Raw genomic sequence first — 16,612 nt, 5'->3', positions numbered from 1 at the left:
CAGGGCAGTCGCAGGGAGTGATGGCCGTAGTGAGCTCCGTCCGTGCAACGGGCGGAGAAGGAAAGCTCAACCATGACCTTGAAGAGGATTTCGAACGTGACCAAGAAGCAGACCCTTCGCATCAATGTGCTGGCTGCCGCCATGCTGTCTCTGACTGTCGGCGTCGGTGCGGCGCATGCGGCAAAGCCGGGCGTGGCCAAGGAACCGGCACGCGTGGCCAGCACTGCCCAGCAGAGCGTGGACGGCATCATCGTGAAGTACCGCAACGGCACTGCTGCCGCCAGCGATCGTTCGACCAAGCTGTCGGTGGTGCAGTCGGCACTGTCGCGTGCCATCGTCAGCAGCGGCACCACCAGCCGTGCTGCGGCACTCTCCCCCCTGGTGGAGCGCAAGCTCGGTGCCGGTGGCGACCTGATCCGCCTGAAGTCCAAGCTGGGCGCGGCCGACATGCAGAAGGTGCTGGCTGAACTGAATGCCGATCCGTCGGTGCAGTACGCGGTGGCCAACGTGCGCCTGCAGCGTTCGGACCTGCGTGCCACCAACGCGCAGCCGGCACTGGTGCCCAACGACCCCAACTACGCGCAGTACCAGTGGAACTTCTTCAACGCCACCGGTGGTGTGAACGCCCCGGCCGCATGGGATCTCTCGCAGGGCGAGGGTATCGTGGTCGCCGTGCTCGATACCGGCATCCTGCCGGGCGTGCCGGACTTCGGCAGCAACCTGCTGGAAGGCTACGACTTCATCAGTGACAAGGAATCCTCGCGCCGCCCGAACGACGGCCGCGCACCGGGCGCCACCGACTACGGTGACTGGGTGGAAACGGCCAACGAGTGCTACACCGGCTCCGAACCGGAAGGCAGTTCCTGGCACGGCACGCACGTTGCCGGCACCATTGCCGAGGTGACCAACAATGGCAGCGCGCTGGCGGGCCTGGCCTACAAGGCCAAGGTGCTGCCGGTGCGCGTGCTGGGCAAGTGCGGCGGCACCCTGGCCGACATCAGTGACGCCATCACCTGGGCCTCCGGTGGTACCGTGCCGGGCATTCCGGCCAACACCAACCCGGCCGAGATCATCAACATGAGCCTGGGCGGTGGCGGCGCCTGCGATGCCGCCTACCAGGATGCGATCAACGGCGCCGTGTCGCGCGGCACTCTGGTGGTGGTCGCGGCCGGCAACGAAACCGACAACGCCTCCAAGTACCGTCCGGCCAGCTGCAACAACGTGGTGGCGGTGGGTGCGACCCGTGTCACCGGTGGCATCACCTATTACTCCAACTACGGCACCGCGGTTGACCTGTCGGCCCCGGGCGGTGGCGGCAGCGTCGACGGCAACCCGAACGGCTACATCTGGCAGGTCGGTTCCAGTTCGGAAACCACCCCGGACGCCGGTGAGTGGGTGCTGATGGGCAAGGGCGGCACGTCGATGTCCTCGCCGCACGTTGCCGCGGTGGCCGCGATGGTGCAGAGCGCGTTGATCGCCAAGGGCAAGGAGCCGTTGGCCCCGGCCGCACTGGAAACGCTGCTGAAGCAGAGCGCGCGCAAGTTCCCGGTGACCATCCCGGCGGCGACCCCGATCGGCAGCGGCATCCTCGATGCCAAGGCCGCGCTGGATGCCGCGCTGAAGGAGCCGTGCACCGAGAACTGCGAGCCGGAAGGCATTCCGCTGACCAACAAGGTGACCGTGGGTGGCTTGGCCGGTGCAGCCGCCAGCGAAACCGTCTACACCTTCGAAGCGGCGGCCGGCAAGACGCTGAGCGTGCTGACCTACGGCGGCAGCGGCAATGTGTCGGTGTACCTGGCGCAGGGTCGCGTGCCCACCGCGACCGACAACGATGCCAAGTCGACCCGCCCGGGCAATACCGAAACCGTGCGCGTGGCCAAGCCGGTGGCCGGTACCTACTACATCAAGGTGGTGGGTGAGGCCGCTTACAGCGGGGTGAGCATCCTGGCGACCCAGTAATAACGGGCTGTCGTAAATGAATAAGCGCGGCCCGTCACCTGTGTGACGGGCTTCGTCTTTTTACGAAAGAGGAATCGGAGCGGGTGGAAACCACGGCTTAACTGCTAAAGTCGGGACGATCGACAGGAGAGTCACGTGAACGCGCTCGCTGCCACCGCCATCGACGACACTGAAGGCCGCATCCTCGATGCGCTGCTGGCACGTGGTCGGCTCAAGGAAGGAGATCTGGCGCGTGCGCGGCCGCTGCATGCCGAGTCCGGTGGCAGCCTGCTTGGCCTGCTGGTACGGCTGGGACTGGTGTCCGAACGTGACCAGGCGCAGGCCAGCGCCGATGTGCTGGGCCTGCCGCTGCTGGAAGGACGGCAGCTGCCTGAATCGCCGCCGCAGGCACTGGCCGAAGGCCTGCCGCTGTCGCTGCGCTTCCTGAAACAGTTCCATGTATGCCCGCTGGCGCTGGATGAACACGGCGTGCAGCTGTGGCTGGCCGACGCCCACGATCCTTACCCGCAGCAGGCCGTGCAGTTGGCACTGGGTGTGCCGGTCACACCGCTGCTGGGCATGCGCGCGGAGATCGATGATCTGGTCGAGCGCTGGTTCGGCCAAGGCCGCAGCGCGATGGGGGCGATCGTGGAAACCGCCGATGGCGAAGGCGGTGCAGTGGACGATATCGAGCACCTGCGCGATCTCGCCTCGGAAGCGCCGGTGATCCGCCTGGTCAACCTGGTGATCCAGCGCGCGGTCGAACTGCGCGCCTCGGACATCCACGTCGAGCCTTTCGAAAACCGGCTGAAAGTGCGTTACCGCGTCGATGGCGTGCTGGTTGAAGGCGAGAGCCCGCCGGCCAACCTGACTGCTGCGGTGATCAGCCGCATCAAGATCATGGCCCGGCTCAACATCGCCGAGCGCCGCCTGCCGCAGGACGGTCGCATCATGCTGCGCGTGCAGGGCAAGGAACTGGACCTGCGTGTCAGCACGGTGCCCACCGCGCATGGCGAAAGTGTGGTGATGCGCCTGCTCGATCGCGAGACGGTGGTGTTCGATTTCCACCGGCTGGGCTTCACCGATGCCTTCCTGCCGCAGTTCCGCAAGGTGCTGGAACAGCCGCACGGCATCCTGCTGGTGACCGGGCCGACCGGCTCGGGCAAGACCACCACGCTGTACACCGCGCTGAGCCAGCTCAACACCGCCGACGTCAAGATCATCACCGTTGAAGATCCGGTCGAGTACCAGATCGAAGGCATCAACCAGATCCAGGCCAAGCCGCAGATCGGGCTGGATTTCGCCAATGCCCTGCGCAGCATCGTGCGCCAGGACCCGGACATCATCATGATCGGCGAAATGCGTGATCTGGAAACCGCGCGCATCGCGATCCAGTCGGCGTTGACCGGCCACCTGGTGCTGTCCACGCTGCATACCAACAATGCCGCGGGCGGCATCACCCGCCTGCTCGACATGGGCGTGGAAGACTATCTGCTCACCTCCACCATCAACGGCATCCTCGCCCAGCGCCTGGTGCGCCGGCTGGAGCCGACCCACGCCGAGCGCTACGAAGCCTCGCCGGAAGAGATCGAGCGCTTCGACCTGCGTCGCCTGCAGCCGCAGGGAACGATCCACCTGTACCGGCCGAAGCCGTCGGCGCTGGCGCCGACCGGCTACCTGGGGCGCACCACCATCATGGAATTCCTGGTGATGAACGACGCGCTGCGGCGTGCGGTGATGCGTCGCGATGGCATGGGCGAGATCGAACGCATCGCCCGTGAAGCCGGCATGCGCACCATGTACGAGGACGGCCTGAGCAAGGCCCTGAGCGGGCAGACGACCCTCGAGGAAGTCCTGCGCGTGACCGAGGAAGGCTGATGCGCGCAGGACGCAGGGGCTGACATGCCGAACTATCGCTACAAGGCGCTCAATACGCACGGCGAGATCTTCGACGGGCAGATGGAAGCGGCCAGCGAGGCCGAGCTGGTCGCGCGCCTGCAGGACCAGGGCCATCTGCCGATGGAAACGCAGCTGGCCGACGGCGGGGCGGTTGGCGGCAGCAGCCTGCGCGGCCTGTTCCGCCAGCGTCCGCTGCAGGGGGCGGCACTGCTGCAGTTCACCCAGCAGCTGGCGACGCTGCTCGGTGCCGGGCAACCGCTGGACCGCGCGCTGTCGATCCTGCTCAGCCTGCCCGAAGACGAGCGCTCGCGCCGCGCGATCACCGACATCCGCGACGTGGTGCGCGGTGGCGCGCCGCTGTCGACCGCGCTGGAACGCCAGCACGGCCTGTTCTCGCGCCTGTACGTGAACATGGTGCGCGCTGGCGAAGCCGGTGGCAGCCTGCACGACACGCTGCAGCGCCTGGCCGATTACCTCGAACGCAGCCGTGCGCTGCAGGGCAAGGTGATCAACGCGCTGGTGTACCCGGCGATCCTGCTGGTGGTGGTGGGCGGCGCGCTGCTGTTCCTGCTGGGCTATGTGGTGCCGCAGTTCGCACAGATGTACGAAAGCCTGGACGTGGCGTTGCCGTGGTTCACCAACCTGGTGCTGCAGCTGGGCCTGTTCGTGCGTGACTGGTGGGTGTTGCTGCTGGTGGTGCCGGGTGTGCTGCTGCTGTTGTTCGAACGCAAGGCGCGGCAGCCCGCGTTCCGGCTGGCGCTGGATGGCTGGCTGCTGCAGCGCCGCGGCATCGGCCGCCTGCTGGGCGAACTGGAAACCGCGCGGCTGGCGCGCACCCTGGGGACATTGCTGCGCAACGGCGTGCCGCTGCTGGCGGCGCTGGGCATCGCCCGCAACGTACTCGGCAACCGCGCGTTGGCGGCCGATCTGGAAACCGCCGCCGACGAGGTCAAGAACGGCACCGGCCTGTCGCTGGCGCTGTCGCGTGGCAAGCGCTTTCCCCGGCTCGCCCTGCAGATGATCCAGGTCGGCGAGGAGTCCGGCGCGCTCGATACCATGCTGCTGAAAGCGGCTGATACTTTCGAACAGGACAGTGCCCGCCGCATCGACCGCCTGCTGGCGGCGATGGTGCCGGCGATCACCCTGGTGCTGGCCTCGGTGGTCGGCGCGGTGATCGTGGCCGTGCTGGTGCCGTTGTACGACCTCACCAACGCCATCGGCTGACGATGGCCTCCTTCGCAACCCCGACATCCCGTACCTGAAAGGACCGACCATGATTGCTTCCCGTCGACCGATCCGCCTTTCCTTCACCGCCGCACGCCACCAGTCGGGCATGAGCCTGCTGGAGATCATCATCGTCATCGTGCTGATCGGCGCGGTGCTGACCCTGGTCGCCAGCCGCGTGCTCGGCGGCGCCGATCGCGGCAAGGCCAACATCGCCAAGGCGCAGGTACAGACCGTTGCCTCCAAGGTCGACAACTACCAGATCGACACCGGCAAGCTGCCTGCCTCGCTCAACGACTTGGTGACCGCACCGGCCGGCGTCGGTGGCTGGCTGGGCCCGTATGCCAAGCCCGCCGACCTCAACGACCCGTGGGGCCACGCGCTGGAGTACCGCGCACCGGGCGAAGGCCAGGCGTATGAGCTGATCAGCCTGGGCAAGGACGGCAAGGCCGGCGGCAGCAGCGTCGACGCTGACATCCGCTACCAGCCGTAAGCACGCATGCTGCTTTTCCTGCCGCGCCGGGTGTCCCGCCCGCGCCTGCACGGCAGGCGCGCGACGGGCCTGTCGCTGCTGGAAATGCTGCTGGTGATCGCGTTGATCGCGGCCATCGGCCTGATCACTGCCGCTGGCATGTCGCGCGGCTTTGCCGGCATGCAGCTGCGCAGTGCCGGCAAGGACATCGCCAACCAGCTGCGCATGGTGCGCGCGCAGGCGATTGCCCGCGGCGAGCCGCAGCGCTTCGTGATCGAACCGGCACAGCATCGCTGGCAGGGCGCCAGCCAGCGCCACGGTGAAGTGCCGGCCAAGCTGAAGGTGCAGTTTGAAGGTGCCGCGCAGCTGGCCACCGCGCCCGGCCAGGGCGTGATCGAATTCCATCCCGACGGCGGCTCCAGTGGCGGCCGCATCCGCCTGCAGCTGGAAAGCGCCGAGTGGCGCATCGATGTGGGCTGGTTGACCGGTGAAGTCCGTTCCGGACCGTGGCGGGCGCAATGAGGTCGCGCGCCCGTGGCTTCACCCTGCTTGAAGTGATCATTGCCTTCGCCTTGCTTGGGCTGGCGCTGACGCTGTTGCTGGGCAGCCTGTCCGGTGGCGCGCGCCAGGTGCGCGATGCCGAGCTGCGCACACGCGCGGTGCTGCACGCGCAGTCGTTGCTGGCGGCCGCTGGCGTGGAAGCGCCACTGCAGGCGGGCAGCCAGCAGGGCGAGTGGGAGCAGGGGCGTTATCACTGGCAGCTGCAGGTGCAGCCCTGGGCCGAGCCGCGCAGTGGTGCGCTGCCCGCTGCGCAGTCGCCGGGTGCACCGTGGCTGGCGGAACTGCAGCTGCAGGTGCGCTGGGGCGACAGCGAGCGCGAGCAGTTGCGCTGGCGCAGCCTGCGTCTGTTGCCGCCCGCGCTGGAGAATGCGCGATGAGGCGCCGAGCGCGCGGCTTCACCCTGATCGAAGTCATGCTGGCCACGGTGCTGCTGGCCGGCGGCCTGGCGTTGGCGTTCGCCAGCGTGCGCTCGGCGATGGCGATCAGCCAGCGCGGTGAGCAGATTGCCGCGCAGAGCGAACGCATGCGCGCAGTGCAGGCCCTGCTGCGGCGCCAGCTCGCCAGCGCCCTGCGCAGCCCGCTGGAAGTGCCCGATCCCACCCGTGAACCGGTGTTCTTCCAGGGCGACGATCAGGGCATGAAATTCGTTGCCGATCTGCCGGGCTATCTCGGTCGCGGCGGCCCGTACCTGCATGCGCTGCAGGTGGATGGCGCAGCTGGCCACCGCCGCTTGCTGCTGGAGCTGGTACTGCTGCAGGAAGGCGAGCGCATCGAAGAGAACCCGCCGCGCCCGCCCGAAGTGCTGGCGGAGGACTTGAAGGACGTACGGCTGCGCTATCGCGGTGTCGACGCCAGCAACGGGCAGATGACCGAATGGTTGCCCCGTTGGGATGACACCCGGCGCCTGCCGTTGCTGGTGGAAGTGCAGGTGGTGCCAGGCAGGGGCACGCCGTGGCCGCCGCTGGTGGTGGCACTGCGCGCCGGCGGCAGTGGAGGCGCGCGATGAAGCGTGCACGCGGTGCCGCGCTGGTCCTGGTGCTGTGGCTGATCGCGCTGATGACCGCGCTGGTCGGCGCCTTTGCGCTCAGCGCACGGGTCGAGCACCTGCAGCAGCGGGTGCTCGGTGACGATGCACGTGGCCAGGAGCGGGCGCGCGCGGGCCTGGAATACGCGCTGCTGCGGCTGCAGCCAGATCCTCAGCGTCCGCCGTGGCAGGCCGACGGCCGCGCCTATCGCTGGCAGTTCGACGACGCCCGTATCGAGATCCGGGTGCTGGACGAGAACGGCAAGATCAACCTCAACCTGGCGGATGCGGCGCTGCTGTCCGCATTCATGCAGGCACTGGGCGAGCCGGCTGAAACCGCCAGGCAGCTGGCCGGTGCGATCATCGACTGGCGCGACGAAGACAGCCTGCTGCAGCCCGGTGGCGGTGCCGAGGCGCCCGAGTACGCCGCCGCAGGCCTGCCCTATGGCCCGCGCAACAAGCGCTTTGAAACCCTGGGCGAACTGCAGCGGGTGCTGGGAATGCGCGGGTCGCTGTACGCCGCGATGCTGCCGCACCTGACGCTCTACAGCCGGCAGGCGCGCCCGGATCCACGCTTCGCCAGTGGTCCGGTGTTGACGGCAATGGGCCTGGATGCGGAACAACTGCTGGCGCAACGCGCCCAGCAGGAGCGTGACGGAGATAACGCTGCGGGTGCATCGGCGCTTGCCAGCGGCAGTGGCACCTATAGTATCGAGTCCCGCGCCACTGACGGCAGCGGACGCCTGTCGGTGCTGCAGGCGGTGGTGCGCAACGGATCGGGCGGGGTGCCCGGCCGGACCTACACAGTGCTTCGCTGGGAGCAGGGAATGGCAGCAAGATGACGGCTTGGCAGGACAGTCTGCGGCAGGTGCAGGGCCAGATCGGCCCCGGTGCCGGCCGTTTCCTGCGCTGGTGGCGGCAGTCGTTGCTGGCCTGGGTGCCGATGCGCTGGCAATGGGCGCTGGGCTGGTCGCAGACCCGCCTGCTGCTGCAGTGCGAAGACGGGCAGTTGCAGGTCTGGCGCGAAACCGGTGACGGCCTCGAGCCCGTGGCCCGTCTTCCGTGGCCGCTGCAACCGGCGGACCTTGACCGCGTGCTGGAGCCGCGCCTGCGCAGCCTGCCACGGGTGTGGCTGCTGCCCGCCGGGCAGGTCCTGCGGCGCACGCTGCGTCTGCCCGCCGCCGCCGGTGACCGCCTGCGTGCGGTAGTCGGTTACGAGATCGACCGGCAGACACCGTTCGAAGCCAGCCAGGTCAGCTATGACATCCGTGAACTGGGCAGTGCCGGCGAAGGCCTGCTGCAGGTGGAGCTGGTGGCCTGGCCGCTGCGCCAGCTCGATGACTGGCGCGCGCAGATCGGCGACTGGGCTGACGCGTTGGCCGGAGTCGACGCGATCGATGCACAGGGCCGCACGCTGCAGGTCAACCTGCTGCCGCCCGCGCAGCGTCAGCAGCGGCCGGACCCGATGCGGCGCTGGAACCTGCTGCTTGCCGTAGCGGCGCTGGTGATGCTGGTGCTGGCGGCGATGCAGCTGCTGGACAACCGCCGCGCTGCTGTCGATGCACTGCGCGAAGAGGTCGAGCGCAGTGCCCGCAGCGCGCGTGGTGTCGCCAGCGAGCGCAGCCAGCTGCAGGCGTTGCTGGACGGAGCGGCGTTCCTGGAAACACAACGCAACCAACGCGCCAGTACCGTCGAAGTGTGGAACGAACTGACCCGCCGCCTGCCCGATGGCACCTACCTGGAAAAACTGGCGATCGAGAACAACAGCCTGCAGCTGATCGGTCTCAGCAGCGAAGCATCGCAGCTGGTTCCGCTGCTGCAGGACGCGCCGCAATGGCGCAAGGTGAACCTTACCGGCGTGCTGCAGGCCGATGGTGCCGCCAGTGGCCGCGACCGCTTCACCCTGACCGCCGAACTGCAGCCATTGCCTGCGGCGGCCCCTGTGCCGGCATCTGCCCCGACTGAAACCACGGAGGCGGCCCATGCCGATGCCAAGCGCACGCCGTGACCGCTGGCTGGCACTGGCACTGCTGCTGGCAGTGCTGGGCCTGGCCTACCTGCTGCTGGTGCACCCGTGGTTCACCCAGCCGCTGCGCGAGATCGACGCCGATGCCGCTGCCCTGCGCGAACGCCAGCAGCGCGTACAGGCGCAGCTGCAGCAGCAGCCACAGATCGAACAGCGGCTGCGCGCAACCCGCGACGCCCTGCAGCAGCGCCCCGGGTTCCTGCAGGAAGCCACCGCCGAAGCCGCTGCGGCCGCGCTCGGTGCGCGCCTGCAGGATGCGGTGGCGATGGCCAGCCCGGGCAACCGCAGCTGCACCATCAGCAACCGCACGCCATTGAGCGACAACCGTCGCGATGCCGCCTTCGTCCGCGTGGCGATGCAGGTGCGCCTGCGCTGTGGCGTGGCGGAACTGGCCACTGTGCTGCACAGCCTGGAGACCGGCAGCCCGCGCCTGTTCGTGGACAACCTCAACCTGATCGCGCAGCGCTTCCAGCAATCGCCGAACGAATCCGGCCTCGGCCTGGATGTGTCCTTCGAGCTGGCCGGCTACCTGCTGCCGGGTGCGGCCGCCGATTCCTCCACAGCGCCCGTGGCCACGCCGCCTGCAGCGGCGCCGGTGGTGTCGCCGCCGGCACCTGTACCGGCACCGGCGGAGCAGCCGGCTGCCGATGCGCAGGAGGTGGCCGATGAAGCTTGAGCAGATCAACCTGCGCACCGGACTGTTGCTGGCGCTGGCCGGATGGGCGGCCGCGACCTGGCTGGCCACCGGCTTCGGTCTTGGCAGCCAGCTGCCCACGGTCAGCGCAGAAGGCGACGCCCAGGCCGCGCTGCCGGCGTTGCCGGTGCTGGCGCCCGAACGCATGGCCGGCGCAGACAGCTACAGCGTGATCAGCGAACGGCCCCTGTTCGCCGAAGACCGCAAGCCACGCCCGTATCTGCTGGGCGGCAGCGAAGCCGCCGCCAGTCCCGCGCTGCGCCTGACCGGCGTGCTGCTCACCCGTGATTTCAGCATGGCCACCTTCACCACCGAGCAGGGCCGCTCGCTGCGCCTGCGTCTCAATGGTGATGCCGTCGATGGCTGGCAACTGGTCGCATTGGAACCGCGCCAGGCTACGGTGATCGGCTCCAGTGGCAGCCAGGTGCTGGAACTGGCCGTGTTCAATGGCCAGGGCGGTGAAGCACCGACAGTCCTGCGCGGGGCCAACGGCACGCCGCCTGTACCCGGCGCGGTGGTTCCGCCGCCGCCGCCACCGCCGGCGCCCAGCCAGACCCTGCCCAACCCCCGTGCCAGCGATGGCAACGTGGCGCCGGCGTCGCCTGCACCGGCTGCGGCCGCCGCACCCCCTGCCAACACCAACGGTCCCAGCGAAGCGCAGATGCAGGCCATCCGCGAACGCATCCAGGCCCGCCGCCGTCAGCTGCAGCAACAGCAGCAACAACCGTCGCCGCCCCCGGGCGATGGCACCAACCGATAGAGTGAATGCATGAATCTGCGTTTTCTTCCCTGGTCCCTTGCCCTGACGCTGCTGGTCGGCTGCAGCACCGTGTCCGCCCCGCATGTGCAACGCAACGGCAACCTGCAGCCATCGGCCAGCGCCGGTCAGGCGGCTGACGATGCGCAGACCGATGCGGCCGATCGGGTCCAAGGCGCGCCGCAGGCGGTGATCCGCCGAGGCACCGGCACCATGATCAACCGCGAGGCCGCGCGCAAGCCGTCGCCTGCGTTGCATGCGGCCAGCTCCGGCGAAGCCACCTTCAACTTCGAAGGCGAGTCGGTACACGCGGTGGTCAAGGCCATCCTCGGTGACATGCTCGGCCAGAACTACGTGATCGCCCCCGGGGTGCAGGGGACGGTGACCCTGGCCACGCCCAAGCCGGTGTCGCCGGCACAGGCACTGAACCTGCTGGAGATGGTGCTGGGCTGGAACAACGCCCGCATGGTCTACAGCGGTGGCCGCTACAACATCGTCGCCGCCGACCAGGCACTGGCCGGCACCGTGGCACCGAGCACCGCGCCCGCATCCAGCGCACGCGGCTTTGAAGTGCGCGTGGTGCCGCTGCAGTTCATCTCCGCAACCGAGATGAAGAAGGTGCTGGAGCCCTATGCGCGGCCCAATGCCATCGTCAACGTCGACAGCGGCCGCAACGTGATCACCCTGGGCGGCACCCGTGCCGAACTCGAGAATTACCTGCATACCGTCGAAATCTTCGACGTCGACTGGCTCTCGGGCATGTCGGTGGGCGTGTTCCCGATCCAGTCCGGCAAGGCCGAGCAGGTCGCGGCCGATCTGGAAAAGGTGTTCGGCGAAGAGAGCAAGACGCCCAGCGCCGGCATGTTCCGTTTCCTGCCGCTGGAAAACGCCAACGCCGTGCTGGTGATCACCCCGCAGGTGCGCTACCTGGACCAGATCCAGCAGTGGCTGGACCGCATCGATACCGCCGGTGGCAGCGCGCGCCTGTTCTCGCATGAACTGCGTTACATCAAGGCCCGCGACCTGGCAGAACGCCTCAGCGAAGCCTTCGCCAGCAGCGGCAACCGTAGCGGCGCCGGCTCGGCATCGCTGGCGCCGGGCGCCATTCCGTCGCAGCTGGGCAGCGATGGCGACCGCGGCATGGACGCCAACAACGGCAGCAGCTTCAACAACACGGTGGGTGGCAGCAGCGGCAGCAGTGGCGGCGGCAGCTCCGGTTCCCTGAACCTGCCGCAGCGCCAGTCGGGCAACGTCAGCATCAGCCTGGAAGTGGAAGGCGATCGTGTCGGCGTGTCGGCGGTGGAGGAAACCAACACGCTGCTGGTACGTTCGACGCCGCAGGCGTGGCGCTCGATCCGCGAAGTGATCGAGAAGCTGGACGTGATGCCGCTGCAGGTGCACATCGAAGCGCAGGTGGCCGAAGTCGGGCTGACCGGCGACCTGAAGTACGGCGTGAACTGGTACTTCGACAACGCCGTGGCAGGGCGCGCGCTGACCGGTGCGCTGTCCGGGTTGTCACTGCCGGCGATGGCCGGCGGTTCCTGGAACACCTTCGCCGGCGCGGTGACCGGCACCGACGGTGCCAACTGGGCGTTCACCGGCCACAACGGCGCCGCCGTGGTCAGTGCGCTGGACAAGGTCACCGACGTGCGCCTGCTGCAGACGCCCTCGGTGTTCGTGCGCAACAATGCCGAGGCCACCCTCAACGTCGGCGACAAGGTGCCGATCAACACCACCACGGTCAATACCGGCATCGGCACCAGCAGCTACAGCTCGGTGCAGTACATCGACACCGGCGTGATCCTCAAGGTGCGCCCGCGCGTAACCCGCGACGGCACGGTGTTCCTGGATATCGTGCAGGAGATCAGCAGCGCATCGGACGTGCCGGAAAACTGCAATCCGCAGGAGCGCAACTGCAACCCGCGCATCTCCACCAAGAAGCTGGCCACCGAGGCGGCGGTGCAGAGCGGTGACACCATCATGCTGGCCGGCCTGATCACCGATTCGGCCACGGATGGCAGCAGCGGCATTCCCGGCCTGAGCCGGATTCCGGTGCTGGGTGCACTGTTCGGCCAGAAGAGCCGCACCAGCCGTCGTTCGGAAGTGATCGTGCTGCTGACCCCGACCATCGTCCGCAACGGCCAGGAAGCACGCAACCTGACCGACGAATACAGCCAGCGCTTCCGCGCGATGGAGCCGCTGAACCAGCCGGGCTCAAAGAAGTAAGGGGGTTCGGCCGGGCTGCGCCCGGCACCCGCCGAAGCCGAAGCCGAAGCTGAAGCTTCGGCAGCAGCAACAGCAACAGCGGGTTTACTGGGGGAGGGCGGGGTACTGTGGGTTTGCGGGGACGCCGTAAATACGTCCATGTAGGCTTGGTCGCCGCATCCATGCGGCTCACACCCCGCAAACCCACAGTGCCCCACCTTCGACAGTTGGCCGGTGGCCAGTAGATCCACGCCATGCGTGGATGAATCTCTTTCAGATATCGAATGAAATTCTGGGGTCAGATCCGTTTTCCTGCGGAAAACGGATCTGACCCCAGGAGTCGTTCCGACAGTTCGCGGAAAACTGTCGAAGGCGGGGTGTGTCCGGTGGCGGGGGCGTGAGCGCCATGGATGGCGCGACCGAGCCTACAGGGACGTATTTACGGCGTCCCCCGCAACCGGACGCACCCCGCCATTCCACAGGAAACCCGCTTCGGCTGTTGCTGTTGCCGTTGCTGCGGCCTCTGCAGGTGCCGGGTGCAACCCGGCCGACCCACAGGAAACCCGCTTCGGCTGTTGCTGTTGCCGTTGCTGCGGCCTCTGCGGGTGCCGGGTGCAACCCGGCCGACACCCACCCGATGCTACGCTGTGGCCACCGACAACCACGGAGGCGGGATGGGGGCGATCGTGTTGTTGCCGCTGGGCGTGGACGACGCGGTACTTGACCGCTGCCTGGCCGCGCTTGATGCCGGTACCGCAGCAGGTACATCGATCTGGCTGGGCGATGACGCGCAGGCCGGGCCACGTGCACAGGCAGTGGTCGAACACTGGCTGGCACATACCCCGCTGCAGGCCGAATACACCCGCCGCGCCAGACCCCTCGGCGAGGTTGCCCACCTGGACGAAATGCTGCGTGCCTGCGATGGCCTGGATGTCGCGGTGCTGGCCCCGGACAGCGTGCCTGCACCGGGATGGCTGCAGCAGTTGCAGGCCACGTTTGCGCGTGACGCCGCCATTGCCACCGCCACGCCGTGGTGCAACGTGGGCGAGACCGCTGCCTGGCCACGGCTGGGTGAACTCAACCCCGAACCGGACGACCCGGCGCTGCTGGCCCACGTGTGCGCCGCACTGCCGACCCTGCACCCCGAACTCCCCTCGGCAGTCACCCACGCGGTGCTGGTGCGCGCGAATGCGCGGCGGCGTGCCGGCGGCCTGGACGCAGAAAGCTACCTGGGCTGGAACGCGGCGCTGGTCGATCTGAGCCTGCGCATGGCCGGTCTCGGCTGGCGCAACGTGTTGTGCGAAAACGCCTTCGTCAGCCGTGCCAGTGAAGCGCCCAGCCGCGACGGCGATCTGGAGGCACTGGCCGCGCGCTGGCCAGGATGGGTGCCGCGGCTGGCTGACTTCCTGATGCACGACCCGCTGCATACGTTGCGCCAGGACCTGCAGCACAACCTGCGGCAGGCGATAATGCCGCGCGGGCAGGGCGACCTGTTCGTCTCGCCATCACCGCTGGAGCCGCCTGTTTGAATGCCGCCATTGCCGCCATCGTCGTCACCTACCAGAGCGGCAGCACCATTGATGCCTGCCTGTCGCGACTGCGCCAGGCGCAGGACGTGGCCGAGATCCGGGTGATCGACAACGGCTCGCTGGATGAAACCCTGGAGGTCATCCAGCGCCATGCCAGCCACGATCCGCGCGTACGCTTCATCGCCAATCCGGACAATCCCGGTTTCGCCGCGGCCAACAACCAGGGCGTTGCCGATTCACGCAGCCCGTGGCTGGCCTTCATCAATCCCGACCTGATGGTTGAAGTCGATACCCTCGCCGCACTGCGTGACCGTGCCAATGCGGTGGGCGACAGCCTGCTGGGCGTGGAGCAGGTGGACGAACACGGCCAGGCCGATGACGCGGTACGGCGTCGCGATCCTGACTTCCTCGCCATGCTGCGCTCGCCCGGTCGCGGCGCGCGGTTGGCCATTGCCCGCGACCCGGCGCAGCCGTTGCAGCAGGTGCCGGCATTGTCCGGTGCGCTGCTGTTGATGCCGCGCGCCTTGTTTGATCGCATCGGCGGCTGGGATGCCGGCTACCGGCTGCATGCCGAAGACCTGGACCTGTGCCGCCGCGTGCGTGAGGCCGGCGGCGTGGTCGCCATCGCCAACGACCTGAAGGTGACCCACGTGCGTGGGGTGTCCAGCCGTTCGCGCCCGTTCTTCGTGGAATGGCACAAGCATCGCGGGCTGTGGCGCTACTTCAGCAAATTCGAGGCCTCGCAGCGGTCGTTGCCGGTACGGCTGGCGGTGTGGGGGGCGATCTGGGCCCATGCCCTGGTGCAGGTGCCGAGACTGCTGCGCAGGTCTTTGTAGAGCCGAGCCCATGCTCGGTTGCATGGATGGGGTCATCCACGCATGGCGTGGATCTACTGGCGGCACCCCCGGTTCACCCCTACAGGCGCATAATTCCAGCCATGCCTATCATCCAGTCCCTGCTCGACACCGACCTGTACAAGTTCACCATGATGCAGGCGGTGCTGCACCAGCACCCCGGCGCGCAGGTTCAATACCGTTTCAAATGCCGCACCCCCGGTATCGAACTGGCCCGCTACATCGACCAGATCGATGAGGAGATCGACCACCTGTGCAGCCTGCGCTTCAGCAATGAAGAGCTGGACTACATGCGTGGCCTGCGCTTCGTGAAGCCGGATTTCGCCGACTTCCTCGGCCTGTTCCACCTGGACCGCAAGTACATCCAGCTGCGTGCGTCGAAGACCGTGCCCGGCGAGATCGAACTGGACATCACCGGTCCGTGGCTGCATACCATCCTGTTCGAAGTGCCGTTGCTGGCGATCATCAACGAAGTCTGGTTCCGCAACACCACCACGGCCGATTTCGCCGAGGGCGAGCGACGCCTGCAGGCCAAGGCCGCACTGCTGCGTGATACCCCCGGTTTCGAACAGTGCCGCATCGCCGACTACGGCAGCCGCCGCCGCTACTCGCGCGACTGGCATGCGCGCCTGCTGCCGCTGCTGCGCGATGCGCTGGGCCCGCAGCTGGTCGGCACCAGCAACGTGCACTTCGCGCGCCTGTACGGCATGACCCCGCACGGCACCATGGCCCACGAATACCTGCAGGCGTTCCAGGCGCTGGGCCCGCGCCTGCGCGATTCGCAGGTAGCGGCGCTGGAATCGTGGGCACGCGAGTACCGCGGCGACCTCGGCATCGCGCTGTCCGATGTGGTCGGGCTGGACGCGTTCCTGCGCGACTTCGACATGTATTTCTGCAAGCTGTTCGACGGCGTGCGCCATGATTCCGGCGACCCGTTCGACTGGGGCGACCGCATGCTGGCCCACTTCCAGCAGCGCCGCGTCGATCCGCGCAGCAAGGTGCTGGTGTTCAGCGATGGGCTCGACATCACCAAGGTGATGCGCCTGTACGACTACTTCCGCGGCCGCTGCCAGGTGGCGTTCGGCGTGGGTACCCATCTGACCAACGATCTGGGGCCGACCCCGCTCAACATCGTCATCAAGATGGTCCGCTGCAATGGCCAGCCGGTGGCCAAGCTCAGCGACTCGCCGGGCAAGAGCATGTGCGATGACCCGGGCTACCTGTCCTACCTGCGGCAGGTGTTCGAGCTGCCGGACCCGGGCCAGGCCTGATCGAGTCCGGTCCGGGGCCGCGCTGCGGCCAGCGGGATGTGGCTGCCTGCGCGCGGTGCTTGCTGGCCCTCGCGCCTGGCTGCAATTGACCGTGTCTTGATGCCGCAAGCGGCAGGATCGACGTTATCATGCGGTTTCAACCACATGAATGTGACGTG

At 67.9% G+C, this 16,612-nt stretch carries 15 protein-coding genes; all 15 read left to right on the top strand.

The genetic code is table 11. From position 1 onward, the window contains the following. The first annotated feature begins 72 nt into the window (after positions 1-72). Positions 73-1,959 carry a S8 family peptidase gene (locus CR919_RS12965; protein WP_207761036.1) on the top strand — a complete coding sequence of 629 codons (1,887 nt, stop codon included), beginning with the start codon at positions 73-75 and terminating at the stop codon, positions 1,957-1,959. A 135-nt stretch (positions 1,960-2,094) separates the two neighbouring features. After that, positions 2,095-3,816 carry a type II secretion system ATPase GspE gene (gene gspE / locus CR919_RS12960; protein WP_099820353.1) on the top strand — a complete coding sequence of 574 codons (1,722 nt, stop codon included), beginning with the start codon at positions 2,095-2,097 and terminating at the stop codon, positions 3,814-3,816. 24 nt (positions 3,817-3,840) lie between these two features. Continuing rightward, positions 3,841-5,061 carry a type II secretion system F family protein gene (locus CR919_RS12955; RefSeq protein WP_089238681.1) on the top strand — a complete coding sequence of 407 codons (1,221 nt, stop codon included), beginning with the start codon at positions 3,841-3,843 and terminating at the stop codon, positions 5,059-5,061. A gap of 49 nt (positions 5,062-5,110) precedes the next feature. Then, positions 5,111-5,554 carry a type II secretion system major pseudopilin GspG gene (gene gspG, locus CR919_RS12950; RefSeq protein ID WP_032951922.1) on the top strand — a complete coding sequence of 148 codons (444 nt, stop codon included), beginning with the start codon at positions 5,111-5,113 and terminating at the stop codon, positions 5,552-5,554. A 6-nt stretch (positions 5,555-5,560) separates the two neighbouring features. After that, entirely contained in the window at positions 5,561-6,055 is a 495-nt protein-coding gene (locus CR919_RS12945; RefSeq protein WP_099820352.1) for a GspH/FimT family pseudopilin, read from the top strand. Further along, on the top strand, positions 6,052-6,471 hold the full coding sequence (locus CR919_RS12940) for a prepilin-type N-terminal cleavage/methylation domain-containing protein (protein ID WP_099820351.1): 420 nt from the start codon (positions 6,052-6,054) through the stop codon (positions 6,469-6,471). Before CR919_RS12945 ends, CR919_RS12940 begins: the two co-directional genes overlap by 4 nt. Continuing rightward, on the top strand, positions 6,468-7,100 hold the full coding sequence (locus tag CR919_RS12935; protein ID WP_099820350.1) for a type II secretion system protein J: 633 nt from the start codon (positions 6,468-6,470) through the stop codon (positions 7,098-7,100). Before CR919_RS12940 ends, CR919_RS12935 begins: the two co-directional genes overlap by 4 nt. After that, positions 7,097-7,960, top strand: a complete 864-nt coding sequence (locus CR919_RS12930; RefSeq protein ID WP_099820349.1) for a type II secretion system protein GspK — start codon at positions 7,097-7,099, stop codon at positions 7,958-7,960. Before CR919_RS12935 ends, CR919_RS12930 begins: the two co-directional genes overlap by 4 nt. Next, positions 7,957-9,126: a PilN domain-containing protein gene (locus CR919_RS12925; protein ID WP_099820348.1), complete on the top strand. Its 1,170-nt coding sequence runs from the start codon at positions 7,957-7,959 to the stop codon at positions 9,124-9,126. Before CR919_RS12930 ends, CR919_RS12925 begins: the two co-directional genes overlap by 4 nt. Beyond that, entirely contained in the window at positions 9,107-9,820 is a 714-nt protein-coding gene (gene gspM / locus CR919_RS12920) for a type II secretion system protein GspM (protein WP_243380155.1), read from the top strand. Before CR919_RS12925 ends, gspM begins: the two co-directional genes overlap by 20 nt. Then, positions 9,810-10,598: a general secretion pathway protein GspN gene (locus CR919_RS12915; protein ID WP_099820346.1), complete on the top strand. Its 789-nt coding sequence runs from the start codon at positions 9,810-9,812 to the stop codon at positions 10,596-10,598. The genes gspM and CR919_RS12915 overlap by 11 nt, the downstream gene beginning before the upstream one ends. A 9-nt stretch (positions 10,599-10,607) precedes the next feature. Then, the gene (gspD, locus tag CR919_RS12910; RefSeq protein WP_099820345.1) at positions 10,608-12,821 is read left to right on the top strand and encodes a type II secretion system secretin GspD; all 2,214 of its coding nucleotides are present in this window, start codon (positions 10,608-10,610) and stop codon (positions 12,819-12,821) included. Positions 12,822-13,474: 653 nt separating this feature from the next. After that, a complete protein-coding gene (locus CR919_RS12905) occupies positions 13,475-14,329 on the top strand; it encodes a glycosyltransferase (RefSeq protein WP_099820344.1) in 855 nt (284 codons plus the stop codon). Continuing rightward, positions 14,326-15,165, top strand: coding sequence for a glycosyltransferase family 2 protein (locus CR919_RS12900; RefSeq protein ID WP_099820343.1), 840 nt, complete (start codon positions 14,326-14,328; stop codon positions 15,163-15,165). Before CR919_RS12905 ends, CR919_RS12900 begins: the two co-directional genes overlap by 4 nt. A 101-nt stretch (positions 15,166-15,266) precedes the next feature. Continuing rightward, complete coding sequence (pncB, locus tag CR919_RS12895) at positions 15,267-16,454, top strand: nicotinate phosphoribosyltransferase (protein WP_099820342.1); 1,188 nt, start codon at positions 15,267-15,269, stop codon at positions 16,452-16,454. Positions 16,455-16,612: the final 158 nt, after the last annotated feature.

This window comes from Stenotrophomonas sp. LMG 10879 (assembly GCF_002750935.1).
Lineage (GTDB): Bacteria > Pseudomonadota > Gammaproteobacteria > Xanthomonadales > Xanthomonadaceae > Stenotrophomonas > Stenotrophomonas lactitubi_B.
The sequence above is the reverse complement of the archived record's forward strand: the minus strand, read 5'-3'. Positions and strand labels throughout refer to the sequence as shown.

Excerpts from the sequence above, each read along its gene's own strand:
- CR919_RS12930 (WP_099820349.1), top strand. The coding sequence starts at position 7,097 with ATGAAGCGTGCACGCGGTGCCGCGCTGGTCCTGGTGCTGTGGCTGATC.
- gspD (WP_099820345.1), top strand. The coding sequence starts at position 10,608 with ATGAATCTGCGTTTTCTTCCCTGGTCCCTTGCCCTGACGCTGCTGGTC.
- CR919_RS12925 (WP_099820348.1), top strand. The coding sequence starts at position 7,957 with ATGACGGCTTGGCAGGACAGTCTGCGGCAGGTGCAGGGCCAGATCGGC.
- pncB (WP_099820342.1), top strand. The coding sequence starts at position 15,267 with ATGCCTATCATCCAGTCCCTGCTCGACACCGACCTGTACAAGTTCACC.
- CR919_RS12965 (WP_207761036.1), top strand. The coding sequence starts at position 73 with ATGACCTTGAAGAGGATTTCGAACGTGACCAAGAAGCAGACCCTTCGC.
- CR919_RS12955 (WP_089238681.1), top strand. The coding sequence starts at position 3,841 with ATGCCGAACTATCGCTACAAGGCGCTCAATACGCACGGCGAGATCTTC.
- CR919_RS12905 (WP_099820344.1), top strand. The coding sequence starts at position 13,475 with ATGGGGGCGATCGTGTTGTTGCCGCTGGGCGTGGACGACGCGGTACTT.
- gspM (WP_243380155.1), top strand. The coding sequence starts at position 9,107 with ATGCCAAGCGCACGCCGTGACCGCTGGCTGGCACTGGCACTGCTGCTG.
- CR919_RS12915 (WP_099820346.1), top strand. The coding sequence starts at position 9,810 with ATGAAGCTTGAGCAGATCAACCTGCGCACCGGACTGTTGCTGGCGCTG.
- gspG (WP_032951922.1), top strand. The coding sequence starts at position 5,111 with ATGATTGCTTCCCGTCGACCGATCCGCCTTTCCTTCACCGCCGCACGC.
- CR919_RS12940 (WP_099820351.1), top strand. The coding sequence starts at position 6,052 with ATGAGGTCGCGCGCCCGTGGCTTCACCCTGCTTGAAGTGATCATTGCC.
- CR919_RS12945 (WP_099820352.1), top strand. The coding sequence starts at position 5,561 with ATGCTGCTTTTCCTGCCGCGCCGGGTGTCCCGCCCGCGCCTGCACGGC.
- CR919_RS12935 (WP_099820350.1), top strand. The coding sequence starts at position 6,468 with ATGAGGCGCCGAGCGCGCGGCTTCACCCTGATCGAAGTCATGCTGGCC.